The organism is Kocuria rosea (assembly GCF_006094695.1).
In the GTDB taxonomy this organism is placed as follows: Bacteria; Actinomycetota; Actinomycetes; order Actinomycetales; family Micrococcaceae; genus Kocuria; species Kocuria rosea.
Window position 1 is genome coordinate 1,582,978 of record NZ_CP035103.1, and the last position, 21,959, is coordinate 1,604,936.

Here is a 21,959-nt window from a genome sequence, read left to right on the forward strand (position 1 = left end):
GATGCCTCCGCCGATCAGGAGGACGTCGGTCGATTCCGTTGTCTGAGGTGATGTCACAGTCGATGCTCCCGTTGAACGCCCGGCGCTGCGCCGGTGAATGGTCGGGATCAGACTATCGCCACGCCCGGACGAACCCCGAATGCGGCCGGGCGCGCGCCGGGGCCGGTGCTCACGGCGCGGCGCCGAGGTCCACCCGGTTGAAGACCTCGTTGCCGGTGGAGCTCAGGGGGAAGGACGTCACGGAGTCCCCGACGGCGACCGCGGAGATCGGGTGGGCCAGCGGGACGGCGGGCAGCAGCCGCGAGACGCGGTTGTTGATCGACACGTACGCGCTCGAGCGGTCCTCGCCGTCGGGCAGCGCCGCCGCGCGGTTGACGGCGCCGAACAGTGACACGGCGTCCACGCCGAACTCCCCGCGGGGGGCGCCGAACAGGGCGGCCGTGAAGTAGTCCGGGTCGCGGTAGCCGCCGTTGAGGCCGAGCAGGTGCAGGGCGTGGTCGCCCTCCGGGTCCTGGACCTGCTGCACGTAGCCGTCCGACCAGTCCACCGGGACGGGCTCGATCACGAACCCCGCCCGCACGAGCTGGGCCGCGATGTCGGCGTAGATCTTCTCGGGCTCCTGCATGTAGGTGCGGGAGGTGCCGCGGGGGTAGTAGAACCGCAGCGGCTCGCCGGCGTAGGAGGACGCCGCCAGCAGCTCGCGCGCCCGCTGCGGGTTGTAGGACGGGACCTGCAGGTCGGTCCCGTCCATCGCGAAGCGGGCGGGCAGGAACTGGTTCGCCACCCGGGTGCCGTCGGGGTAGTGCTCGCGCACGATCGCGCCGCGGTCCACGGCGGCGGCGATCGCCTCCCGCACCTCGGGGTCGTCCAGGGGCTCCACGTCCTGGTTGATGCCGAGGTAGGACACGGAGTACGGGTCGCGCTGGAGGACCTGCACGCCCTCGCGCGCGAGCGGGGCGAAGGAGTCCAGGCCCACCTGGTCGTAGCCGTCCACCTGGCCGAGGCGCAGCGCCACGTAGCGCAGCTCCGGCTCGGCGATCGTGCGGAACTCGAGCCGGCCGATGTCCCCGAGCTCGCCCCAGTAGTCGGGGTTCGCGACCAGCACCACGTTCGTCCCGTCCCCCGACTCGTAGCGGAAGGGGCCGGTGCCCACGGGGTGCGTCTCGTGCGTGCCGGCCGCCAGGGCCGCGGGGGACGCGATCCCGAACGCGGGCTGCGTCAGCGCCCGGAGCAGGGGCGTGTGCGGCGCGGTCAGCGAGAGCTCCACCGTGGACTCCGACGCCGCGGCGCACCCCGCGTAGAGGGAATCGATGCCGGGGGCGCCGGTGCGCAGGACCGTGGCGAAGGGGGTCCGTGCCCCGTCGGCGGCGAGGGCCTCCCAGCGCTCGAAGTTCGCGCACACCGCCGCCGCGTCCAGGGCGGTGCCGTCGTGGAAGCGCACGTCCCGGCGGAGGTCGAAGGTGTAGGTGAGCCCGTCCTCGGAGGTCTCCCACGACCGCGCCAGGGCCGGCACCGCCTCGCCCGTGGAGGGGTCGGCGGAGACGAGCCCCTCGAGCATCTGGGCCCCGATCCGGGACGTCTCCAGGATGTTGACCGTGGCCGGGTCCAGGGTGGGGGCGGCGGCGGCGTTGGCGAACACGAACTCCCCGCTCGGCACGGACCGGGAGGCGGTGGGGGTGCCGGGTCCCTCGCCCGCAGGGGCGCACCCGCCGAGGGCGAGGAGCCCCGCGACGAGCGCGAGCGCGGCCGCGGTGCGGGGGGTTCGCCTGGGCGCCATGGGTCCTTCGCCGCCTCACCGGATCTGTCGTGGGTGTCGTCGTGGGCCGGCCCCGGGGCGTGCCCGGGGACGGCGGGGTGCGCGAGGCGGGACTCGAACCCGCACGCCGGTCAGGGCACAGGAACCTAAATCCTGCGTGTCTGCCAGTTCCACCACTCGCGCCGAAGGGCCCGTCCGGGCCCCCGCCCATCCTAGCCTCAGCCCTCCAGGCCGAGGTCGCGGCGCAGCTTCGCCACGTGGCCCGCGGCGCGCACGTTGTACTGCGCGAGCTCCACCTCGCCCTCGGGCCCGACCACCACGGTGGAGCGCACCAGGCCCTCGTAGGTCTTGCCGTAGTTCTTCTTCTCGCCCCAGGCGCCGTACGCCTCGGCGACCCGGTGGTCCGGGTCGGAGAGCAGCGGGAAGGTGAGGGACTCGGCCTCGGCGAACCGCGCGAGGGCCTCCGGGGAGTCCGGGGAGATGCCGAGCACGGCGAACCCGTCCGCGGCGAAGCGCTCCAGACTGTCGCGGAAGTCGCACGCCTGCGTGGTGCAGCCGGGGGTCGAGGCCTTCGGGTAGAAGTAGACGACCACCCGCCGCCCGCGGTGGTCGGCGAGGGAGACGGTCCCGCCCCGGGCGTCGGGCAGGGAGAAGTCGGGGGCCGGGCTGCCGGGTTCGAGACGTGCTGCCATGGGGATGTTCCTCCGTCGGTTCGGTGGTGCCGTCCGGGCCGGGCCCGGGCCCGGGCGTGGGTCCGGTGCCGCGGGACGGCCCCGGACCACGAACACTACCGGCGCTCGTCCCGGTGGTCCCGGCCGTCCCGGGGGAGCGCTCAGGACCGCCGCGGATCCGCCCGCGGAGAAATGCTCGTCAGTTTGCTTAGCATGGTGCTGTATTCCGTGGTGCAGGTCGGTAGACTGCTTTGCATGCCTTTCACCACTCAATGGCCGACCAACCGACTGCTCTCCACCGCGGCCCGGCTCGTGGAGCACGCGTGGAACGAGCGCCTGGCCACGCTCGGGGTGACCCACGCGGGCGTCATGGCGCTGGACGTGCTGAAGACGGCGGGGAGCATGACGCAGGCCCAGCTGGCGCACCGCGTCCGGGTGCAGGCCCAGACCATGGGCAAGACGCTGCACCGGCTCGAGCTGCACGGCCACGTCAACCGGTCCAAGAACGTCCACGACCGCCGCAGCCACCTCGTGTCGATCACCCCGGAGGGCCTGCGCATTCTCGAGGCCGCCACCCAGCTCGAGGACGAGCTGGTGGACCACGGGCTGCTCACGGACGAGAACCTGCGCCGCACGCTGGCCGACATCATCACCACGCTCGGCGGCGCCCGCTGGAAGCTGCGGGTCCAGCCGGACGGGACCGTCACCGACGCCGGGTCCGCCGACGCGACCACGCCCGAGCAGTCGCGCGACATCGCCGAGGCCGGCACGGCGGGGGACACCGCGTCCTGAGACGGCCGCGGCCCGCGGTCCCGGCACGGACGGGCGCGGGGCGGGTCGGCACGGGGTCGAGGACGACCCCGGCACGAGGGCGCGCGAGGTCGCCGGACGGCGGCCTCCGGCGGGAGCACCCGGGGCACGACGACCCCGGGTTTTTTCGTGCCCGCGGGCCGCCGTGCCCCGGGGACGACAAAGGACCCCACCGCGGTGCTCCGCGGTGGGGTCCTCCTGTGGTGCGCCCCCTCGGACTCGAACCGAGAACCCATTGATTAAGAGTCAATTGCTCTGCCAATTGAGCTAGAGGCGCTGGTGGTGCGGCAAGAACACTAGCACGCTCCCGGCCCGGGGCCGAATCGCGCCGGCCGGCTTCCGCCGGGTCCCGCCTCGCAACGAGAAAGTACTCTACCAGCTCGTCCCGCCTTGTCCATTCCGCCGCCGCCGTCCGGACGGCGGCGGCGTCTAGCATGGCCGTCATGCCCTCCGCACAGACCCCCGCGCCGTCCGCCCCGTCCGTCCCGCTCTCCGAGCTCCGCGTGGTCTCCCTCCCGGAGCAGGAGCTCGTGGACCACCTGAGCGCCCGCGTCCCGGGCTTCCGCTACGTCCTGTGGGACATGGCCGGGGACCCGGTCGGGGCCCGCGCCGATGAGATCGACGTGGCGGTGGCTCCGTACTTCACCGGCCGCTGGGTGGGGGCCCTGCCCGCCGCGACCCGCCTGCGGCTCGTGCAGCTGCAGAGCACCGGCTTCGACGGCGTGCCGGAGGCCATCGGGCCCGACCTCGCCCTCTCGACGGCGGGCTGGGTGCACGCCGCCGGGACCGCCGAGCTGGCCCTGGGGCTGATGATCGCCGCCCAGCGGGAGCTCGACCGCGCCGTCCTGCAGCAGCGCGACGGGATCTGGCGCCGCTTCGAGACCCGGACACTGGCCGACAGCCGCGTCCTGGTGCTGGGCGTGGGCGAGATCGGCTCCGCCGTGGTCGACCGGCTGCTCCCCTTCGAGGTCGAGGTCACGAGGGTGGCCTCCCGGGCCCGGACCGACGAGCGCGGCCCCGTGCACGGCATCGACGAGCTGCCGGCCCTGCTGCCTGACGCCGACGTGCTCGTGGTGGCCCTCCCCGCGAGCCCGGCGACCGACGGCCTCGTCGACGCCCGCGTGCTGTCCCTGCTGCCCGACGACGCCCTGGTGGTCAACGTGGGCCGCGGCCGGGTGGTCGACACCCCCGCGCTGACCGCGGAGGTCGTGTCCGGGCGGCTCCGCTGCGCCCTCGACGTCGTCGAGCCCGAGCCCTTCCCCGGCGACCACCCGCTGTTCCGTGCCCCCGGGGCGATCCTCACCCCGCACACCGGTGGTTCCTGCACGTCCTACAAGCCGCGCGTGCGGCGGCTGCTGCGGACCCAGCTCGAGCGCATCGCCGCGGGGGAGCGGCCCCTGTTCCTGCAGCAGGAGGGGCGGCTGGACGTCCCGGCGGACGCGGAGGAGTGATCCGGACGTGCCGTGTCTCACATCGTGGGACACGGAGTCCGAAGATTGACACGCCCGGCCGGGCGGCAGAGCATGGGAGCATGCAACTCAGCCACGGTGTCGTCCAGCTCACGGTACGCGTCCTCGTCGGACGCGGGGCCTGAGCCGACGACCGGTCGAGCGCACGGGCCCTGTCGCACCTCCCGGTGCCGCGAGGGCCTTTTTTCTTGCCCGGCGCCCACGGCGGAGCGACAGTCGAGCCGGAACAGCAGCACCAGCCCAGAAGGCCAGACCAGAAGGACAGTGACATGAGCAAGGGACAGCCGATCAGCCCAGCGCTGATGGCCACCAAGCGCGCGGAGACCGCCGCTGACCACCGGCCCCCGGGGGCCCCGGAGAAGTCCGTCCCCGCCGTCCCGTCCGTCATGGGCCCGGGCAGCACGGTGGCCCCCACGGAGATGACCGGCTCCCAGGCCGTCATCCGGGCGCTGGAGGAGCTCGGCGTCACCGACGTCTTCGGCCTCCCGGGCGGCGCGATCCTGCCGACCTACGACCCGCTCCTGGACTCGGACCGGATCAACCACATCCTGGTCCGCCACGAGCAGGGCGCCGGCCACGCCGCCGAGGGCTACGCCCTCGCCTCGGGCCGCGTGGGCGTCTGCATCGCGACCTCCGGCCCCGGCGCCACGAACCTCGTCACCGCCCTCGCCGACGCGCACATGGACTCCATCCCCATGGTCGCGATCACCGGGCAGGTCTCGTCCAAGGTGATCGGCTCCGACGCCTTCCAGGAGGCGGACATCGTGGGGATGACGATGCCGGTCACCAAGCACTCCTACCTGGTGACGCACGCCGAGGACATCCCGCGGGTGCTCGCCGAGGCGTTCCACCTGGCCTCGACCGGGCGCCCGGGACCGGTGCTCGTGGACATCGCCAAGGACGCCCAGCAGGACACCATGACGTTCTCCTGGCCGCCCCGGATGGACCTGCCCGGCTACCGGCCCGTGACGCGCGGGCACGCCAAGCAGATCCGGGAGGCCGCCAAGCTCATCGCGGCGGCCCAGCGGCCCGTGCTCTACGTGGGCGGCGGGACGGTGCGCGCCGACGCGGCCGCCGAGCTCATGGAGCTGGCCGAGCTGACCGGCGCCCCCGTGGTGACCACGCTGACCGCCCGGGGCGTGTTCCCGGACTCCCACGAGCAGAACCTGGGGATGCCAGGGATGCACGGCACCGTCCCGGCGGTGTACTCGATGCAGCAGGCCGACCTGCTGGTGACCCTCGGCGCGCGCTTCGACGACCGCGTCACGGGCCACCTGGAGACCTTCGCCCCCACGGCCAAGATCATCCACGCGGACATCGACCCCGCCGAGATCTCCAAGAACCGCACCGCCGACGTCCCGATCGTGGGCGACGTCAAGGAGATCCTGCCGGACCTCGTGACCGCCGTGCGCCAGGAGTTCGAGCGCAGCGGCAGCCCCGACCTCTCCTCGTGGTGGACCGCGCTCAGCAGCCTGCAGGCCACCTACCCGCTGGGCTACCCCAAGCCGGCGGACGGGCTGGGCTCGCCGCAGCACGTCATCGAGCGGATCTCCGCCCTGACCGGCCCGGAGGCCGTCTACGTCTCCGGCGTGGGCCAGCACCAGATGTGGAGCTCCCACTTCGTCCAGTACGAGCGGCCCCGGCAGTGGCTGAACTCGGCCGGACTGGGGACCATGGGCTTCGCCGTGCCCGCCGCGATGGGGGCCAAGGTCTCCCAGCCCGACCGCGTGGTCTGGGCGATCGACGGCGACGGCTGCTTCCAGATGACCAACCAGGAGCTCGCCACCTGCACGATCAACAAGATCCCGATCAAGGTGGCGGTGATCAACAACTCCTCGCTGGGCATGGTGCGCCAGTGGCAGACCCTGTTCTACGACGGCCGGTACTCCAACACCGACCTGAACACGGGCCACGACAGCATCATGGTGCCGGACTTCGTCAAGCTCGCCGACGCCTACGGGTGCGCCGCCCTGCGCTGCACCCGGGACGAGGACGTGGACGACGTCATCCGGCAGGCCCTCGAGATCAACGACCGCCCCGTGGTGATCGACTTCGTGGTCTCCGCCGACGCGATGGTGTGGCCGATGGTGCCCACCGGCGTGTCCAACGACCAGATCCAGATCGCCCGCAACATGACCCCCGACTGGGACGAGGAGGACTGACCCATGAGCCGACACACCCTCTCCGTGCTGGTCGAGGACAAGCCGGGCGTGCTGACCCGGGTGGCCGGACTGTTCGCGCGCCGCGCCTTCAACATCGACTCGCTCGCCGTGGGACCCACGGAGCTCGACGGCGTCTCCCGCATCACCGTGGTGGTGGACGCCGAGGGCGAGCTGCTCGAACAGGTCACCAAGCAGCTGAACAAGCTCATCAACGTGATCAAGATCGTCGAGCTCACCCCCGACTCGTCGGTGCAGCGGGACCACATCATGGTCAAGGTCCGCGCCGACGCCGCGACGCGTCTGCAGGTCACCCAAGCCGCGGACCTGTTCCGGGCCACCGTTGTCGACGTCTCCACCGAGTCGCTCGTCATCGAGGCCACCGGCGCCCCGGAGAAGCTCCGGGCGCTGCTGGACATCCTGGAGCCCTTCGGCGTCCGGGAGATCGTCCGGGCCGGTACGCTGGCCCTCGGACGTGGTCCCAAGTCGATGAGCGACCGCGCCCTGCGCCACTGACGCCCCCGGGCGGCGGTGGACGCGGGCGCCGGCCCACAGACACCCCAACCACCTCGCGGCGGTGCCCCCGCCGCGCCCACCCATGCTTCAAGGAGACAATCCCATGGCAGAGATCTTCTACGACGACGACGCCGACCTCTCGATCATCCAGGACCGCTCCGTGGCCGTCATCGGCTACGGCTCGCAGGGCCACGCCCACGCGCTGAACCTGCGCGACTCCGGCGTGGACGTGCGCATCGGCCTCGCCGAGGGCTCGCGCTCCCGGGCCAAGGCCGAGGCCGAGGGCCTGCGGGTGCTCACCGTCGCGGACGCCGTCAAGGAAGCCGACGTCATCATGATCCTGACGCCGGACCAGGTCCAGCGCCACGTCTACGCCGAGTCGATCGCCCCGAACCTGGAGCAGGGCGACGCCATCTTCTTCGCCCACGGGTTCAACATCCGCTACGGCTACATCGAGGCCCCCGCGGGCGTCGACGTCGTCATGGTCGCCCCGAAGGGCCCGGGCCACACCGTGCGCCGCGAGTTCGAGGCCGGCCGCGCCGTGCCCGCCCTCGTGGCCGTGGAGAAGGACGCCTCCGGCAAGGCCCTCGAGCTGGGCCTGTCCTACGCCAAGGGCATCGGCGGCACCCGCGCGGGCGTCATCAAGACCACCTTCACCGAGGAGACCGAGTCCGACCTCTTCGGCGAGCAGGCGGTCCTGTGCGGCGGCATGTCCCACCTGGTCCAGTACGGCTTCGAGACCCTGACCGAGGCCGGCTACCAGCCGGAGATCGCCTACTTCGAGGTCCTGCACGAGCTCAAGCTCATCGTGGACCTCATGGTCGAGGGCGGCATCGCCAAGCAGCGCTGGTCCATCTCGGACACCGCCGAGTACGGCGACTACGTCTCCGGCCCCCGGGTGATCAGCCCCACGGTCAAGGAGAACATGAAGGCCGTGCTGGCCGACATCCAGGACGGCACCTTCGCCAAGCGCTTCATCGAGGACCAGGACAACGGGGGCGCCGAGTTCAAGAAGCTGCGCGAGAAGGAGGAGTCCCACCCGATCGAGGTCACCGGCCGGGAGCTGCGCAAGCTCTTCGCGTGGACCTCGCCGGACGCCGACTACGTCGAGGGCACCGCGGCCCGCTGATCCGCACCCGCCCCACCGCCGCGACCGGCGCGGGGGCACCGGCCGAGGGGTCGCGTCCGCACGTCATGCGCCGAGCATTCCGTGCGGACGCGGCCCCTCGCCGCGTCCGGCGTCCTACCCTGGGGGCGGAGCCGGTCGCCGCGATCCCGGGGGGTGGTCCGCACGGCGGACGTCGGAGCACGGGCACAGCAGCCCGGGCCGGGCCTGCGGGGGCGGGTCGCCCGGCACCAGCTGCCGGCCTTCTTCGTCCTGACGTACGCGTGGTCCTGGACGTGCTGGGCGCCCCTGCTGCTCGGGGCGGGCGGCACGCCGCTGCTCCTGCTCGGCGGCCTCGGCCCGTTCGTGGCGGCGTGGGCCGTCACGTGGCTGTCGGGGGAGCCGGTGCGGGACTGGGCCCGGGCGATCGTGCGGTGGCGGGTCCCGGCCCGCTGGTGGGCCTGGGCGCTGGGGCTGCCCGCGCTGCTGTACGCCGTCGTCAACGCCCTGCTCGCGGCGCTGGGCCGGGAGGTCGACTGGTCCCTGGCCCTCGAGCGGGCCCCCGCCTACCTGGCGACCTTCGTCTTCGTGGCGGTGCTCGGGGGCGGCCTGGAGGAACCCGGCTGGCGCGGCTTCGCGCTGCCCCGGCTGCAGGAGCGGCTGGGCCCGCTCCGGGCGACCGCGCTGCTCGGTCTGCTGTGGGGGGTGTGGCACGTCCCGCTCTACGGGCCGCTGGGCTTCGCGGTGCCGTTCGTCCTCGCGTTCCTCTACACGCCGCTGTACAACCGCACGGGCAGCGTGCTGCTGTGCGTGCTGCTGCACGCGAGCTTCACGCCGGCCCAGGACCACCTCGTCCTGCTGGCCGCGGAGCCGGTGCACACCGGGCTGCTGGACACCGTGGACCTCGTCCTGTTCGGCACCTACGCCGGGGCCGCGCTGCTCGTCGTGGCCCTCACCCGCGGGCGGCTGGGCGCGGGGCGCCCCCGGCGGTGAGCCGACCCGGCCGGGCCCCGAGCGCCGGCCGCCCCGGGCGCGCACGGCCCCCGCGGTCGGTAGAGTGGAGGCCGTGACTTCCTCCCACCGCACCCCGTACTACATCACCACGGCCATCGCGTACCCCAACGGCACCCCGCACATCGGGCACGCCTACGAGGTCATCGCGACCGACGTCATGGCCCGGTTCAAGCGGCTGGACGGCTACGACGTCCGCTTCCTGACCGGCACCGACGAGCACGGCCAGAAGATGCAGCAGACCGCGGAGAAGGAGGGCCTCACGGCCCGGGAGCTCGCGGACCGCAACTCGGCGCGCTTCCGCGAGATGGACGACGCCCTGAACATCTCCTACGACCGCTTCATCCGCACCACGGACGCCGACCACTACGCGGCGTCGGCGGCCCTCTGGCGCCGGATGGAGGAGGCCGGGGACATCTACCTCGGCAAGTACGCCGGCTGGTACTCCGTGCGCGACGAGGCGTTCTACGGCGAGGACGAGACCGAGCTCCGCGCGGACGGCGTGCGGTGCTCGACGGGCACCGGCACGGAGGTCACCTGGACCGAGGAGGAGTCCTACTTCTTCCGCCTCTCCGCCTACCAGGACCGGCTGCTGGAGCTCTACGAGCGGGAGGGCTTCGTCCACCCCGAGACCCGGCGCAACGAGATCGCGTCCTTCGTGCGCTCGGGCCTGGAAGACCTCTCCATCTCCCGCACCACCTTCGACTGGGGCGTGCCCGTGCCCGGCAACCCGGACCACGTGATGTACGTGTGGGTGGACGCCCTCACCAACTACCTCACCGGCGTGGGCTTCCCGGACACCGCGTCCGAGACGTTCCAGCGGTACTGGCCCGCCGACGCCCACGTGATCGGCAAGGACATCGCCCGCTTCCACGCCGTGTACTGGCCGGCGTTCCTGATGTCCGCCGGCCTGCCCCTGCCCCGGCGCGTCTTCGCCCACGGCTTCCTGTTCAACCAGGGCGAGAAGATGTCCAAGTCCGTGGGCAACGTCATCGACCCGCACGCCCTCGTGGCCGAGTACGGCCTCGACCCGCTGCGCTTCTTCCTGCTGCGCGAGGTGCCGTTCGGCCAGGACGGCAGCTACTCGCACGACGGGATCAAGAACCGCATCAACTCCGACCTCGCCAACGACCTCGGCAACCTCGCCCAGCGCTCGCTGTCGATGGTCGCCAAGAACTGCGAGGGCCGGGTCCCCGCGCCGGGGGAGCTCACCCCCGAGGACCGGGCCATGCTCGCCGCGGCCGCCGGGCTCTGCGCGCCGGTGCGCGCCGAGTTCGACGAGCAGCAGTTCCACCGGGCGCTCGAGCGGATCTGGCGGGTGGTCGCCGAGGCCAACCGGTACTTCACCGCCATGGAGCCCTGGAAGCTGCGCAAGACCGACGCCGGGCGGATGGCCACCGTGCTCTGGGTGACGCTCGAGGTGGTGCGCACGGTCGGCATCCTGGTCCAGCCGGTGGTGCCGGACGCCGCCGCCCGGCTGCTCGACGTGCTCGGCCAGGCCGAGGGCGACGCCCGCCTGTTCACCGCCCTGGACACGCCCCTCGTGGCGGGCACGGAGCTGCCCCCGCCCGCGCCGGTGTTCCCGCGCTACGAGGAGCCCGCCGCACTCCAGTCCTGAGCGGCGATCGGCTGTCCATCATGTGAGACGTCCGTCCACACCGTGGTCGGACGTGTCGGTCGGCTCCTATCCTGGGGCCATGAGCCAGCCGACGCCCGCAGCCGCCCCCGCCCACCTGAAGATCGCCCTCGTCCCCGGTGACGGCATCGGCCCCGAGGTCGTGGCCGAGGCGGTGAAGGTCCTCGACGCGGTGACCGCCGCGGCCGGCGTCACGGTGGAGAGGACGGAGTTCGGCCTCGGCGCGCAGCACTGGCTGGACACGGGGGAGACCCTCACGGACCGGACGCTGGACGAGCTGCGGACCCACGACGCCATCCTGTTCGGCGCGGTCGGCGCCGCCCCCGGGGACCGGCGGGTCCCGTCCGGGATCATCGAGCGCGACGTGCTGCTGAAGATGCGCTTCAGCCTCGACCACTTCGTCAACCTCCGCCCGTCCAAGCTCTTCCCGGGCACCACCAGCCCGCTCTCCCACCCCGGGGACATCGACTTCGTGGTGGTGCGCGAGGGCACCGAGGGCCCGTACGCCGGCAACGGCGGGGTGCTGCGCGGCGGCACCGACGCCGAGATCGCCACCGAGGTCTCGCTCAACACCGCCTACGGCGTGCGCCGCCTCGTGCGCTACGCCTTCGAGCTCGCCGCCGGGCGGGAGCGCAAGCGGCTGACCCTCGTCCACAAGCACAACGTGCTCGTCAACGCGGGCCGCCTCTACGCGCGCCTCGTCGAGGAGATCGGTGCCGAGTTCCCCGACGTCGCCGTCGACTACCTGCACGTGGACGCGGCCACGATCTTCCTCACGACCGACCCGGCGCGCTTCGACGTCATCGTCACCGACAACCTCTTCGGGGACATCCTCACCGACCTCGCCGGCGCGGTGACGGGCGGCATCGGACTGGCCCCGGCCGGCAACATCAACGCGGACCGCACGGCGCCCTCGATGTTCGAGCCCGTGCACGGCTCCGCACCGGACATCGCCGGGCAGCAGAAGGCGAACCCCGTGGCGGCGATCCTCGCCACCGCCATGATGCTGGAGCACCTCGGCCACTCCGGGCCGGCGGCCCGGATCGAGGCCGCCGTGCAGCAGGACCTCGCGGCCCACGGCAACGAGTCCCGCACCACCGCCCAGGTGGGCGACGGCGTGCTCGCCGCCCTCGCCTGAGCCGATCCGGCCGTGCTCCGGGGATAGGCTGGGGCACGGAACCAACAGCTGAGCCCCGCGTGCCGGTCGCCACGGGGTCGACCTCGCAGGGAGACGCAGTGACCACACAGCCCACCACCTTCGCCCACCACCTCAGCCAGGACCCGGTCCCGGAGGAGGTCCGGGCGGCCATCCTCGCCGAGCCGGGCTTTGGCACGAACTTCACGGACCACATGGTGAAGATCGACTGGTTCGGGGACGTCGAGAAGGGCACGGGCCGCTGGAGCGACCCGCGGGTCGAGCCGTACGGTCCGCTGGTGCTGGACCCCGCCGCGGCCGTGCTGCACTACGGCCAGGAGATCTTCGAGGGGCTCAAGGCCTACCGGCACGCGGACGGCTCCGTGTGGACGTTCCGGGCCGAGGCCAACGCCGCCCGGCTCAACCTGTCGGCCCGCCGGCTGGCGCTGCCGGAGCTGCCCGAGCAGCTGTTCCTGGACTCGCTGCGCGAGCTCGTGTCGGTGGACGAGCAGTGGGTGCCCGACGGGGACGGGGAGTCCCTGTACCTGCGCCCGTTCATGATCGCCACGGAGGCGTTCCTGGGCGTGCGCCCGTCCCGCCAGGTGCTGTACTCCGTGATCGCCTCCCCGGCCGGCAACTACTTCGGCGGCCCGGTGAAGCCCGTGGACATCTGGCTCTCCCGCGACTGGGCCCGCGCCGGCCGCGGCGGCACGGGAGCGGCCAAGTGCGGCGGCAACTACGCCGCCTCCCTGATCGCCCAGATGGAGGGCGACGCCCACGGGTGCCAGCAGGTGATGTTCCTGGACCGCGACCGCGGCGACGCCGTCGAGGAGCTGGGCGGCATGAACGTGTTCTTCGTCTACGACGACGGCCGCCTGGTGACCCCCGAGCTCACCGGCACGATCCTCGAGGGCGTCACCCGCCGCTCGATCATCCAGCTCGCGAAGGACCGCGGGATGACCGTCGAGGAGCGCCGCTTCACCCTCGACGAGTGGCGCGAGGGCTGGCAGGCCGGGACCATCACCGAGGCGTTCGCGTGCGGGACCGCCGCCGTCATCACCCCCATCGGCCGGCTCGTCTCCACCGAGGAGACCATCGGCGACGAGGGCGCCCGGCCCGGCGAGGTCACCATGGACATCCGCCGGCAGCTCCTGGAGATCCAGACGGGCCGCGCGGAGGACCCGCACGGCTGGCTCACCCGCCTGGTCTGAGCCCCGCGCGGCCCCGGTGGCGCCACCGGGGCCGCGCGGCCGCCCGCGGACCGTGGGATAGCCTGGTCCCATGCGAATTGCCAGGTTCACGGTCGACAGCGAGATCCACTTCGGCGCGGTGCAGGGCGCCGCCGGCGAGGAGACGGTCACCGTCCTCGCGGGCGACCCCTTCTACACCGGGATCAACCCCACCCAGCAGCGCCACGACATCGCCGACGTCCGCCTCCTCGCCCCCGTGATCCCGCGCTCCAAGATCGTGTGCGTCGGCCGCAACTACGCCGACCACGCCGCGGAGCTGGGCAACGAGTTGCCCACCTCGCCGATGCTGTTCTTCAAGCCCAACACGTCCGTCGCCGGCCCCGGCGACCCCGTGACCCTGCCCGCATGGACCGAGCAGGTCTCCTACGAGGCCGAGCTCGCCGTCGTCATCGGACGGATGTGCAAGGACGTCCCCGTGGAGCGCGTGCCCGAGGTGGTCTTCGGCTACACCGCCGCCAACGACCTCACCGGCCGCGACGTGCAGAAGACCGACGGGCAGTGGGCGCGCGCCAAGGGCTTCGACGGGGCCTGCCCGCTCGGGCCCTGGATCGAGACGGACCTCGACACCTCCGCCCTCGCCGTGCGCAGCCGCGTCAACGGCGAGACCAAGCAGGACGGCAACACCCGGGACATGGTCTTCGACGTCCCGTTCCTCGTCTCCTACGTCTCCCAGGCGTTCACGCTCCTGCCCGGCGACGTCATCCTCACGGGCACGCCCGCCGGCGTCGGCATCGTCGACGAGGGCGACCGGATCGAGGTGGAGGTCGAGGGCATCGGCGTCCTGCCGACCGTCCTGCGCCGCTGACCCGCACCGCCGGCCGGCGCCGGTCCGCACCGCCGACCCGTGCGGGCACCGCGGCGCCCCGCACCACCGCACGACCCCGCCCAGACCCCGACCGATCCACGAAAGAGCCATGACCGACACGCCCGCCACCCCTGCCACCGCCTCGACCACCTCCTCGCCCGTGCGCGTGCGCTTCTGCCCGTCCCCGACGGGCACCCCGCACGTGGGGCTGATCCGCACCGCGCTGTTCAACTGGGCCCACGCCCGCCACACCGGCGGCACCATGGTCTTCCGCGTCGAGGACACCGACACCCTGCGCGACTCGGAGGAGAGCTACCAGCAGCTGCTCGAGGCGCTCGCGTGGCTGGGGATCGACTGGGACGAGGGCGTCGAGACCGGCGGTCCGCACGCCCCGTACCGGCAGTCGCAGCGCCTGGACGTCTACCGCGACGTGGCCGCCCGGCTCCGGGAGCACGGGGCGGTCTACGAGGCGTACTCCACCCCGGAGGAGGTCGAGGCCCGGCACCGGGCGGCCGGCCGCGACCCCAAGCTCGGCTACGACAACTTCGACCGCGACCTCACCGAGGAGCAGATCGCGGCGTACCGGGCGGAGGGCCGGGAGCCCGTGCTGCGGCTGCGGATGCCGGACGAGGACATCGTGGTCCACGACATGATCCGCGGCGAGATCGTCTTCCGGGCCGGCTCCATCCCGGACTACGTGGTGGTGCGCGCCAACGGCCAGCCGCTGTACACGCTGACCAACCCCGTGGACGACGCCCTCATGGAGATCACCCACGTGCTGCGCGGCGAGGACCTGCTCTCCTCGACACCGCGCCAGATCGCGCTGTTCCGCGTCCTGGTCGAGATCGGCTTCGCGAAGTACGTGCCCGAGTACGGCCACCTGCCCTACGTCATGGGCGAGGGCAACAAGAAGCTGTCCAAGCGCGACCCCGAGTCCAGCCTCTTCCACCTCAGGGACAGCGGCTTCGTCCCCGAGGGCCTGCTCAACTACCTGGCCCTGCTGGGCTGGTCCCTGTCCGCGGACGAGGACGTCTTCACCGTGGAGCAGCTCGTGGAGCACTTCGACGTCCACGACGTCCTGGCGAACCCCGCGCGCTTCGACCTCAAGAAGGCCACCGCGATCAACGGCACCCACGTCCGCAGGCTCGCCCCCGAGGACTTCCGCGACCGGCTCGTCCCCTACCTGCAGGCCGGCGGCGTGCTGGGGGACACCCTGGACGAGCGCCAGCGGGACATCCTCGACCGGGCCGCCCCGCTGGTCCAGGAGCGGATGAACCTGCTCGGCGAGGCCCCCGAGCTGCTGTCCTTCCTCTTCGCCGCCGACGACGAGATCGAGGTCGCCGACGACGCCCGCAAGCAGCTCAAGGACTCCGCCGGCGACGTCCTGCGGGCCGCGCTCGCCGCCCTGGAGCCGCTCGAGGACTGGAGCGCCGCCGCCCTCGAGACCGCGCTCCGCGAAGCCATCGTGGACGGGCTGGGCATCAAGCCGCGACTGGCCTTCGGCCCCGTCCGCACCGCCGTCTCGGGCCGGCGGATCTCGCCGCCCCTGTTCGAGTCCCTCGAGATCCTCGGCAAGGACTCCTCCCTGACCCGCCTGCGCGCCCTCGCCGCCCAGCTCGGCTGAGCGCCCTCCCCGCCGACGACGACGGTCCGGCCCGCCCTCCGCGGAGGGCGGGCCGGACCGTCGTCGTGGACGTCATCTGCACACACCCGGGCGCTCCGGCGTAGCCTGGGACACGGGGGCGATCAGCATGGACCGGACGGACGACCAGATCGAGACGATGCGCGCGGGACGCCCGCAGCACCGCAATCCCGTGCAGCGCGACACCATCACGTGGTTGCGCACCGGCGCGGAGACCGGGGGCGAGCACGCCCTGCTGCACGTCGAGCTGGAGGCCGGGGGAGAGGTGCTCGCCCACTACCACCGCCGGTTCGGGATGCGCGTTCGGGTCCTCGAGGGCGTGCTGCGGGTCCAGGTCGGCCACGTCGTGCGGGACCTCGGGGCGGGCGGCGAGGTCGAGGTGCCCCCGGAGCACCTGTTCCGCTGGAAGAACCCGAGTGGGTCGCCGGCCCGCTTCGTGGTCGAGGTGCGGCCCGCCCACGAGGGCTTCGAGAAGGGCCTGGTGGCCCTGTACGGGCTCGCCCGGGACGGGCGCACCCGCCGGGACGGCCGGCCGCGGAGCCTGCTCCGCACGGCGCTGCTCATCCAGTGGACCGACATCAACCTCCCGCGGCTCTACCGCTGGCTGGGGCCGGTCGTCCGGGCGCTGGCGGGCATCGCCCGCCGCCGGGGGATCGACGGGGAGCTCGAGGACCGCTACTGCCGTTGAGCCCGATTTGCCGCCCCGCCGGAAGGCCGGTATAGTTCTTTTGCGTTGCGCCGGTCGCCGCGGGAAACCGCCGGACCGGGGACGACAGTGGGATATGGTGTAATTGGCAACACTACGGTTTCTGGTACCGTCATTCTAGGTTCGAGTCCTGGTATCCCAGCGCTGCTCCATCGGATCAGTACGGCCCCATCGTATAGCGGCCTAGTACGCCGCCCTCTCACGGCGGTAACGCGGGTTCGAATCCCGCTGGGGTCACCACCGCAGAACACCCCCGGACCACACGGTCCGGGGGTGTTCTCGTGTCCGGGGTGCGCTGCGCTGCCGGAACAGGGCCGGCGTCCGGAACAGGGCCCGGGACCTGGTACAGTGTACGAGGCCGGTCGCGGGAAACCGCGGACCGGATCGGTGCGGCCCCATCGTATAGCGGCCTAGTACGCCGCCCTCTCACGGCGGTAACGCGGGTTCGAATCCCGCTGGGGTCACCACGGAAGACGTCCCCCGGACCACACGGTCCGGGGGACGTCGTCGTTTCCCCACGACGAGCACCGGCACCGCCCGGTCCGGCGCTGCCCCGCCCGGGGGAGGGGCGCCCGCCGAATGCTCCGGCGCCGCCTACAATCAGCAGGCTTACATCCCCGTCTCGGCACTGCTACGTTGGCAGAGCGGCGCAGGACTGCTGCCGGGACCGGTTCCGGGACGGGGGAAGGCACGATGGACGAGAGCTACGACGTGGTCGTCGTCGGCGGGGGGCCCGCGGGCCTCGCCGGGGCGCTGTGCCTGGCCCGCGCCCGGCGCACGGTCCTCGTGGTGGACGCCGGGGCCCCGCGCAACGACCCCGCGGAGCACGTGCACAACTACCTCGGCCGCGACGGCGACGCCCCGGGCGCGCTGCTCGCGGACGGGCGTGCCGAGGTCACCGCCTACGGAGCGGACGTCGTCGACGGCACGGTGGTCTCCGCCCGCCCGGCCGAGGACGACGGCCACGGCCTCCGGTTCGTGCTGGTGCTCGAGGACGGCCGGTCGGTGCGGGCGCGCCGCGTGCTGATCACCACCGGACTCACCGACGAGCTGCCGGACGTCCCGGGCGTGGCGCCGCGGTGGGGCCGGGACGTCGTCCACTGCCCGTACTGCCACGGCTGGGAGTGGCGGGACGAGCCGCTGGCGGTGCTGGGCACCGGCCCCCTGGGCGTGCAGCAGGCGCAGCTGTTCCGGCAGTGGAGCCCCGACATCACCTTCGTGCAGCACACCGCCCCGGCGCCGGACGACGAGGAGCGCGAGCACCTGGCGGCCCTCGGCATCGCGTGCGTGGCGGGCGAGGTGGGGCGCGTGGAGGTGACCGGGGACCGGATCACCGGTCTGCGGCTGGTCTCCGGCGAGCTCGTGCCGTGCCGGGCCGTGGTCGTGGTGCCGCGCTTCACGGTCCGCTCCGCCCTCATCGACTCCCTCGGGCTGCGCACCGCCCAGGTGGAGGAGAAGGGCCATGCCGTCGGCACGTACGTGCCCTCGGCGCCCACGGGCGGCACGGACGTGCCGGGCGTCTACGTGGCGGGCAACGTCACGGACCTCCACGCCCAGGTCCTCGCCGCGGCGGCGGCCGGGCTCACGACCGCCACGGCCGTCAACGCCGACCTGCAGGCCGAGGACCTCGACCGGGCGCTCGCCGAACGCCACCGCGCCTGACGTCACGGATCCGGCCGGCCGGGGGCGGGGATCCACGAGGAGCGGGAGAGGGCGGGCGCGACCTGCCACGCCGTCGCCGCCCGGGCCGCCGTCCGCCGCCGTCACCGACACGCGGCGGGCCCCGCCGGCCGGGGCAGTGCCCGGGCCGGCGGGGCCGGGCGCCGGATCAGGCCAGCGAGGCGTTCAGGGTGATGTCCACGGACAGGGCCTGGGAGACCGGGCAGCCGGCCTTGGCCTCCTCGGCGATGCGCGCGAAGTCCTCCGCGGAGATGTTCTCCACCTGCGCCACCACGGTCAGCTCGACCCCCTTGATGCCCTCGCCCGCCACGAAGGTCACCTCGGCCGAGGAGTCCATCCGGGTCGGCGGGGTCTCGTTCTGGGCGAGCATGTTGGAGAACGCCATGGCGTAGCAGGTGGCGTGCGCGGAGGCCAGGAGCTCCTCGGGGCTCGTCTTGGCGCCGGCGCCGCTCTCCGCGCGGGTGTCCCAGTCCACGTCGAAGGGGCCCAGGCCCGAGCCGGTCAGGCTGGTGGTGCCCGAGCCGTTGAAGAGATCGCCGGTCCAGACGGTGCTGGCCTTGCTGATGACGGGTTTCGGCATGGTTCCTCCTGAGGTCCACGGCAGGCGGGCGCTCCGACTGCCGGCGCCGGGCGGCGCTGCTGTCACGCTAACGGATCCGTGCGGCCCGCGAGCGGCCGGGGCCGTGTTTCAGCCGTCGGCGCGCGTCCGGCCGGCGGAGGCACGTGCTACCCCAGGGGCCTCCTGGGGGTCTCCGGGCCGCGGGGCGTCCCCCGATCGGCGACGGCACGGGTGGTCGCGTGCGCGGCCGCGGACACGAGCCGTTCCAGCGGACCCCGTCCGAAGGCGTGCCGCCAGGCGAGCGCCACGAGCGCCGAGACGAGGAGGCAGGCGGCGAACCAGAGCAGCGGGCTGCTGTAGTGGACCTCGGTGGCCAGCAGGACCAGCTGTCCTGTGTACAGGGACAGGGTCATGGCCCCCATGGCCGTGAGCGGCAGCAGCCACTTGCCGAACTCGCGGCCGGCGAGCAGGAAGGCGCCGAGCACGGCCGTGCTCACTCCGAGGCTCCAGGCCACCGAGAGGAGCGTGTTGGTGTGCGGGGCGGAGAGCGCCTGCCACCACAGCGAGGACGTCGGCAGGGGCCCGTCGGCGCCGAAGACGACGAGGTGGTCCAGGTCCGCCCGGGTGAGGGAGACGATGCTGTAGAGCAGCACGTTGTAGCCGTCCATGCCGTAGAGGAGCACCCAGGAGACGAGCTTGGCGAGGGCCGCGAGGCCGAGTCCCGCGGCCAGGAGGCGGCTCTGCAGACGCAGGCTCTTGAGGTTGAGGCGGCCGAGGGCCAGCCCGGCGAGCAGGTACGCCATGTACGTCACGGCCGGGTACGTGCCGGTCAGCGTCAGCTGCCAGAAGAGCGCGACCGGTTCGGTGACGAGGTGGGCGAACGTCGGGTTGGCGGCGCTGTGCTCGGGCACCACGTCGCCCAGCCAGTGGATCAGGAGGGGCCCGAGGAGCAGGAACGCGCCCGAGCACAGGAGCAGGGTCCGTGCCCGCAGCCCCAGGAAGGGCAGCGCGAGCAGGAAGAAGAGCCCGTAGTGGACCAGGATGCCGACGGCCGGCGGGTCCGCCGGCATCAGGTACCCGACGGTCAGCCCGATCACCATGATCAGCAGCGCGCGCACCGCGATCCCCGCGCGGGCGGCGGTCAGGTCCCGGCCCCTGCGGGGTCTGCGCGCTCCGGTGGAGAAGGCGAGGCCGACCCCGGCGAGCAGCGCGAACAGCGCCGCGGAGTCCCCGGCGAACAGCAGCCAGGACAGCGTCGGCCGGTCGTTGTCGGGATAGGACTGCGGCAGGAAGTGGACCGCCGTCAGCCCGACGAGAGCCAGTCCCCGGGCGGCGTCCACGGCGACCAGACGCCCGGCCGACCGGCGGGGGTCGAGCCCGCCGGTGGCCTCCGCGGCCCGATCTCTCGTGGGGTGGTCGTTCATGGGTCCCGCCGTCCTGTTCCTCATCCCCGGCCCCACGGTGGGTCGCGCTCAGGATGTCGTGTGCACTGCCGCCAATCTTCGCATCCGGGCCGTCGGTCGCGGCAACGTTGCGCCGGAAGGCTCAGGAGGCCTCGCGCAGCGCCGGCCCCGGCCGCGGCGTGGAGGGCCTGCTGGTTCGCGCGGGTCAGGGGACCGGTCACGCTGACCCGGACGAACCGGCCGTCGGGGTCCACCTCGACGAGGACGGAGAGCTTGCGGTGCACGGGGTCGGCTCCTTCACGGGGCGGCGACCCTCCCACGGGGCGCGGTCCGCGCCCCTCAGGGGCCGCTCCGGCCGTCCTCGCCCCGGTCCGCGGAGGCGGCCCGGGACGGCCGCAGGGGTTGGAGCGCCGCGAGCTCGGCGGGGGTCGCGGTCCGGAACGGCGGGGCCTCCGGGCACTGCGGCGCCCGCCGCCCCTGCCCGCGGGTGGCGCGCAGGCTCGTGCCGACCGACACGACCAGGACGGCCGTGATCACCGCGAGGGAGACTCCCGTGGGGATGTCGACCACGTCGACCTTGAGCGCCATCTTCACCCCCACCCACACCAGGACCAGGGCCAGCCCGGCGCGCAGGTGCACGAAACGGTGCATCAGGTCCGCCAGCAGGAAGTACATGGCCCGCAGCCCCAGCACGGCGAAGGCGTTGGCGGTGAAGACGATGTAGACCTCGTCGGTGACCGCGAAGACGGCCGGGATCGAGTCGACGGCGAAGACCACGTCGGTGGCCTCGATCAGCACCAGCACCGCCAGCAGCGGCGTGGCCCGCAGCGTCCCGCCGACGCGCACCACGAGCCGCTGCCCGTAGAACACCTCGGTCATCGGCACGCAGCGGCGGAAGACCCGCAGCACCGCCGACCGGTCCGGGTCAAGACGCGCCTCCCGCTGCCGGAGCATCCGCCACCCGGTGCAGAGCAGGAACGCGGCGAAGAGGTAGAGCACTCCCTCGAAGGCGTGGATCAGCGCCGCGCCCGCGGCGATGAAGGCGCCGCGCAGCACCAGCGCCCCGAAGACGCCCAGGAACAACACCTGGTGCTGGTAGGCGCGGGGGACGGCGAAGTACGTGAGCAGGACCGCCCAGACGAACACGTTGTCCACGGAGAGCGACTTCTCGATCAGGTACCCGGCGAAGTACTGCTGGCCGGCCTGCGACCCGAAGACGGCCCAGACCACCACCCCGAAGCCCGTTCCGCAGGCCACCCACACCGCCGTCCACACCGCGGCCTCGCGCAGCCCGATCGCGTGCGGGCGCCGGTGGGCGAGCAGGTCCACGGCCAGCAGGACCACGATGCCGCCGATCACCGCGGCCCACCCCCAGAACGGGACGTCCATCGCCACCAGCCACCCTCCGGTTCCCGACCGGAGGTCTCTCCCGGCCCGTTCCGGGCCCGCGCGCCGGATCCTGCGGGGGACCGTCGTGACGACGCTGCGCGGGGGGATACTCCCCTCCTGGCCCCTCCAGCGAACCCCGCCCCGCCCTCCGCGTCAAGAGGCGTGGCGAGCTCCCGCAGCGGCGCTGCGCGGGTCCCCGGTGCTACGCTCCGCAGTGAGCCGGGGGATCCGCCCGGCGACGACGGCGGGGCCTCCCG

The 21,959-nt window shown here is 73.0% G+C and carries 18 protein-coding genes and 5 tRNA genes; 16 read left to right on the forward strand and 7 right to left on the reverse strand.

Going from position 1 to position 21,959, the window contains the following annotated elements; genetic code table 11:
* Nucleotides 1-169 precede the first annotated feature (169 nt).
* The 3 genes from EQG70_RS07315 to bcp all read right to left on the reverse strand — a co-directional run bounded on the left by EQG70_RS07315 (nucleotide 170) and on the right by bcp (nucleotide 2,448).
* Entirely contained in the window at nucleotides 170-1,777 is a 1,608-nt protein-coding gene (locus tag EQG70_RS07315) for an ABC transporter substrate-binding protein (protein ID WP_109268020.1), read from the reverse strand.
* Nucleotides 1,778-1,855: 78 nt separating this feature from the next.
* Nucleotides 1,856-1,939 (reverse strand) — tRNA-Leu (locus tag EQG70_RS07320).
* Nucleotides 1,940-1,974: 35 nt separating this feature from the next.
* Complete coding sequence (gene bcp, locus EQG70_RS07325) at nucleotides 1,975-2,448, reverse strand: thioredoxin-dependent thiol peroxidase (RefSeq protein WP_017833222.1); 474 nt, start codon at nucleotides 2,446-2,448, stop codon at nucleotides 1,975-1,977.
* A 234-nt stretch (nucleotides 2,449-2,682) separates the two neighbouring features.
* Between bcp and EQG70_RS07330 the strand changes: the two genes are divergently transcribed.
* The gene (locus EQG70_RS07330) at nucleotides 2,683-3,219 is read left to right on the forward strand and encodes a MarR family winged helix-turn-helix transcriptional regulator (protein WP_017833221.1); all 537 of its coding nucleotides are present in this window, start codon (nucleotides 2,683-2,685) and stop codon (nucleotides 3,217-3,219) included.
* Between the two features lie 219 nt (nucleotides 3,220-3,438).
* Here the strand turns inward: EQG70_RS07330 and EQG70_RS07335 are convergent.
* Nucleotides 3,439-3,514 (reverse strand) — tRNA-Lys (locus tag EQG70_RS07335).
* Nucleotides 3,515-3,671: 157 nt separating this feature from the next.
* Here EQG70_RS07335 and EQG70_RS07340 point away from each other — a divergent pair.
* The 15 genes from EQG70_RS07340 to EQG70_RS07410 all read left to right on the forward strand — a co-directional run bounded on the left by EQG70_RS07340 (nucleotide 3,672) and on the right by EQG70_RS07410 (nucleotide 18,333).
* Nucleotides 3,672-4,688 carry an NAD(P)-dependent oxidoreductase gene (locus EQG70_RS07340; protein WP_017833220.1) on the forward strand — a complete coding sequence of 339 codons (1,017 nt, stop codon included), beginning with the start codon at nucleotides 3,672-3,674 and terminating at the stop codon, nucleotides 4,686-4,688.
* Between the two features lie 287 nt (nucleotides 4,689-4,975).
* The gene (locus EQG70_RS07345) at nucleotides 4,976-6,868 is read left to right on the forward strand and encodes an acetolactate synthase large subunit (RefSeq protein ID WP_017833219.1); all 1,893 of its coding nucleotides are present in this window, start codon (nucleotides 4,976-4,978) and stop codon (nucleotides 6,866-6,868) included.
* 3 nt (nucleotides 6,869-6,871) lie between these two features.
* Nucleotides 6,872-7,381 (forward strand): acetolactate synthase small subunit, encoded by a 510-nt coding sequence (gene ilvN / locus EQG70_RS07350; protein ID WP_017833218.1) that lies wholly within the window; start codon nucleotides 6,872-6,874, stop codon nucleotides 7,379-7,381.
* 103 nt (nucleotides 7,382-7,484) lie between these two features.
* Nucleotides 7,485-8,510, forward strand: coding sequence for a ketol-acid reductoisomerase (gene ilvC, locus EQG70_RS07355; protein WP_017833217.1), 1,026 nt, complete (start codon nucleotides 7,485-7,487; stop codon nucleotides 8,508-8,510).
* Nucleotides 8,511-8,663: 153 nt separating this feature from the next.
* Nucleotides 8,664-9,479, forward strand: a complete 816-nt coding sequence (locus EQG70_RS07360) for a CPBP family intramembrane glutamic endopeptidase (protein ID WP_109268019.1) — start codon at nucleotides 8,664-8,666, stop codon at nucleotides 9,477-9,479.
* Between the two features lie 73 nt (nucleotides 9,480-9,552).
* Nucleotides 9,553-11,115, forward strand: a complete 1,563-nt coding sequence (gene metG, locus EQG70_RS07365) for a methionine--tRNA ligase (RefSeq protein ID WP_017833215.1) — start codon at nucleotides 9,553-9,555, stop codon at nucleotides 11,113-11,115.
* Nucleotides 11,116-11,194: 79 nt separating this feature from the next.
* A complete protein-coding gene (locus tag EQG70_RS07370; RefSeq protein WP_017833214.1) occupies nucleotides 11,195-12,271 on the forward strand; it encodes a 3-isopropylmalate dehydrogenase in 1,077 nt (358 codons plus the stop codon).
* Nucleotides 12,272-12,369: 98 nt separating this feature from the next.
* Nucleotides 12,370-13,479, forward strand: a complete 1,110-nt coding sequence (locus EQG70_RS07375; protein ID WP_035928893.1) for a branched-chain amino acid aminotransferase — start codon at nucleotides 12,370-12,372, stop codon at nucleotides 13,477-13,479.
* A gap of 70 nt (nucleotides 13,480-13,549) precedes the next feature.
* The gene (locus tag EQG70_RS07380; protein WP_035928896.1) at nucleotides 13,550-14,323 is read left to right on the forward strand and encodes a fumarylacetoacetate hydrolase family protein; all 774 of its coding nucleotides are present in this window, start codon (nucleotides 13,550-13,552) and stop codon (nucleotides 14,321-14,323) included.
* Nucleotides 14,324-14,432: 109 nt separating this feature from the next.
* Nucleotides 14,433-15,947 carry a glutamate--tRNA ligase gene (gene gltX / locus EQG70_RS07385; protein WP_095651664.1) on the forward strand — a complete coding sequence of 505 codons (1,515 nt, stop codon included), beginning with the start codon at nucleotides 14,433-14,435 and terminating at the stop codon, nucleotides 15,945-15,947.
* Between the two features lie 127 nt (nucleotides 15,948-16,074).
* A complete protein-coding gene (locus tag EQG70_RS07390; protein WP_109268018.1) occupies nucleotides 16,075-16,653 on the forward strand; it encodes a cupin domain-containing protein in 579 nt (192 codons plus the stop codon).
* Between the two features lie 88 nt (nucleotides 16,654-16,741).
* Nucleotides 16,742-16,813, forward strand: a tRNA-Gln gene (locus EQG70_RS07395).
* Between the two features lie 22 nt (nucleotides 16,814-16,835).
* A tRNA-Glu gene (locus EQG70_RS07400) sits at nucleotides 16,836-16,911 on the forward strand.
* Nucleotides 16,912-17,062: 151 nt separating this feature from the next.
* Nucleotides 17,063-17,138 (forward strand) — tRNA-Glu (locus EQG70_RS07405).
* A gap of 226 nt (nucleotides 17,139-17,364) precedes the next feature.
* Complete coding sequence (locus tag EQG70_RS07410) at nucleotides 17,365-18,333, forward strand: NAD(P)/FAD-dependent oxidoreductase (protein WP_109268017.1); 969 nt, start codon at nucleotides 17,365-17,367, stop codon at nucleotides 18,331-18,333.
* A gap of 166 nt (nucleotides 18,334-18,499) precedes the next feature.
* Here the strand turns inward: EQG70_RS07410 and EQG70_RS07415 are convergent, their stop codons facing one another.
* The 3 genes from EQG70_RS07415 to EQG70_RS07425 form a co-directional block, all read right to left on the reverse strand.
* On the reverse strand, nucleotides 18,500-18,931 hold the full coding sequence (locus tag EQG70_RS07415) for an OsmC family peroxiredoxin (RefSeq protein ID WP_109268016.1): 432 nt from the start codon (nucleotides 18,929-18,931) through the stop codon (nucleotides 18,500-18,502).
* Between the two features lie 146 nt (nucleotides 18,932-19,077).
* The gene (locus tag EQG70_RS07420; RefSeq protein WP_035928909.1) at nucleotides 19,078-20,334 is read right to left on the reverse strand and encodes a heparan-alpha-glucosaminide N-acetyltransferase domain-containing protein; all 1,257 of its coding nucleotides are present in this window, start codon (nucleotides 20,332-20,334) and stop codon (nucleotides 19,078-19,080) included.
* A gap of 318 nt (nucleotides 20,335-20,652) precedes the next feature.
* Nucleotides 20,653-21,702 (reverse strand): TerC family protein, encoded by a 1,050-nt coding sequence (locus EQG70_RS07425; RefSeq protein ID WP_043738896.1) that lies wholly within the window; start codon nucleotides 21,700-21,702, stop codon nucleotides 20,653-20,655.
* Nucleotides 21,703-21,959: the final 257 nt, after the last annotated feature.

Excerpts from the sequence above, each read along its gene's own strand:
- EQG70_RS07315 (WP_109268020.1), bottom strand. The coding sequence starts at position 1,777 with ATGGCGCCCAGGCGAACCCCCCGCACCGCGGCCGCGCTCGCGCTCGTC.
- bcp (WP_017833222.1), bottom strand. The coding sequence starts at position 2,448 with ATGGCAGCACGTCTCGAACCCGGCAGCCCGGCCCCCGACTTCTCCCTG.
- EQG70_RS07330 (WP_017833221.1), top strand. The coding sequence starts at position 2,683 with ATGCCTTTCACCACTCAATGGCCGACCAACCGACTGCTCTCCACCGCG.
- EQG70_RS07340 (WP_017833220.1), top strand. The coding sequence starts at position 3,672 with ATGGCCGTCATGCCCTCCGCACAGACCCCCGCGCCGTCCGCCCCGTCC.
- EQG70_RS07345 (WP_017833219.1), top strand. The coding sequence starts at position 4,976 with ATGAGCAAGGGACAGCCGATCAGCCCAGCGCTGATGGCCACCAAGCGC.
- ilvN (WP_017833218.1), top strand. The coding sequence starts at position 6,872 with ATGAGCCGACACACCCTCTCCGTGCTGGTCGAGGACAAGCCGGGCGTG.
- ilvC (WP_017833217.1), top strand. The coding sequence starts at position 7,485 with ATGGCAGAGATCTTCTACGACGACGACGCCGACCTCTCGATCATCCAG.
- EQG70_RS07370 (WP_017833214.1), top strand. The coding sequence starts at position 11,195 with ATGAGCCAGCCGACGCCCGCAGCCGCCCCCGCCCACCTGAAGATCGCC.
- EQG70_RS07380 (WP_035928896.1), top strand. The coding sequence starts at position 13,550 with ATGCGAATTGCCAGGTTCACGGTCGACAGCGAGATCCACTTCGGCGCG.
- gltX (WP_095651664.1), top strand. The coding sequence starts at position 14,433 with ATGACCGACACGCCCGCCACCCCTGCCACCGCCTCGACCACCTCCTCG.
- EQG70_RS07390 (WP_109268018.1), top strand. The coding sequence starts at position 16,075 with ATGGACCGGACGGACGACCAGATCGAGACGATGCGCGCGGGACGCCCG.
- EQG70_RS07410 (WP_109268017.1), top strand. The coding sequence starts at position 17,365 with ATGGACGAGAGCTACGACGTGGTCGTCGTCGGCGGGGGGCCCGCGGGC.
- EQG70_RS07415 (WP_109268016.1), bottom strand. The coding sequence starts at position 18,931 with ATGCCGAAACCCGTCATCAGCAAGGCCAGCACCGTCTGGACCGGCGAT.
- EQG70_RS07420 (WP_035928909.1), bottom strand. The coding sequence starts at position 20,334 with ATGAACGACCACCCCACGAGAGATCGGGCCGCGGAGGCCACCGGCGGG.
- EQG70_RS07425 (WP_043738896.1), bottom strand. The coding sequence starts at position 21,702 with ATGGACGTCCCGTTCTGGGGGTGGGCCGCGGTGATCGGCGGCATCGTG.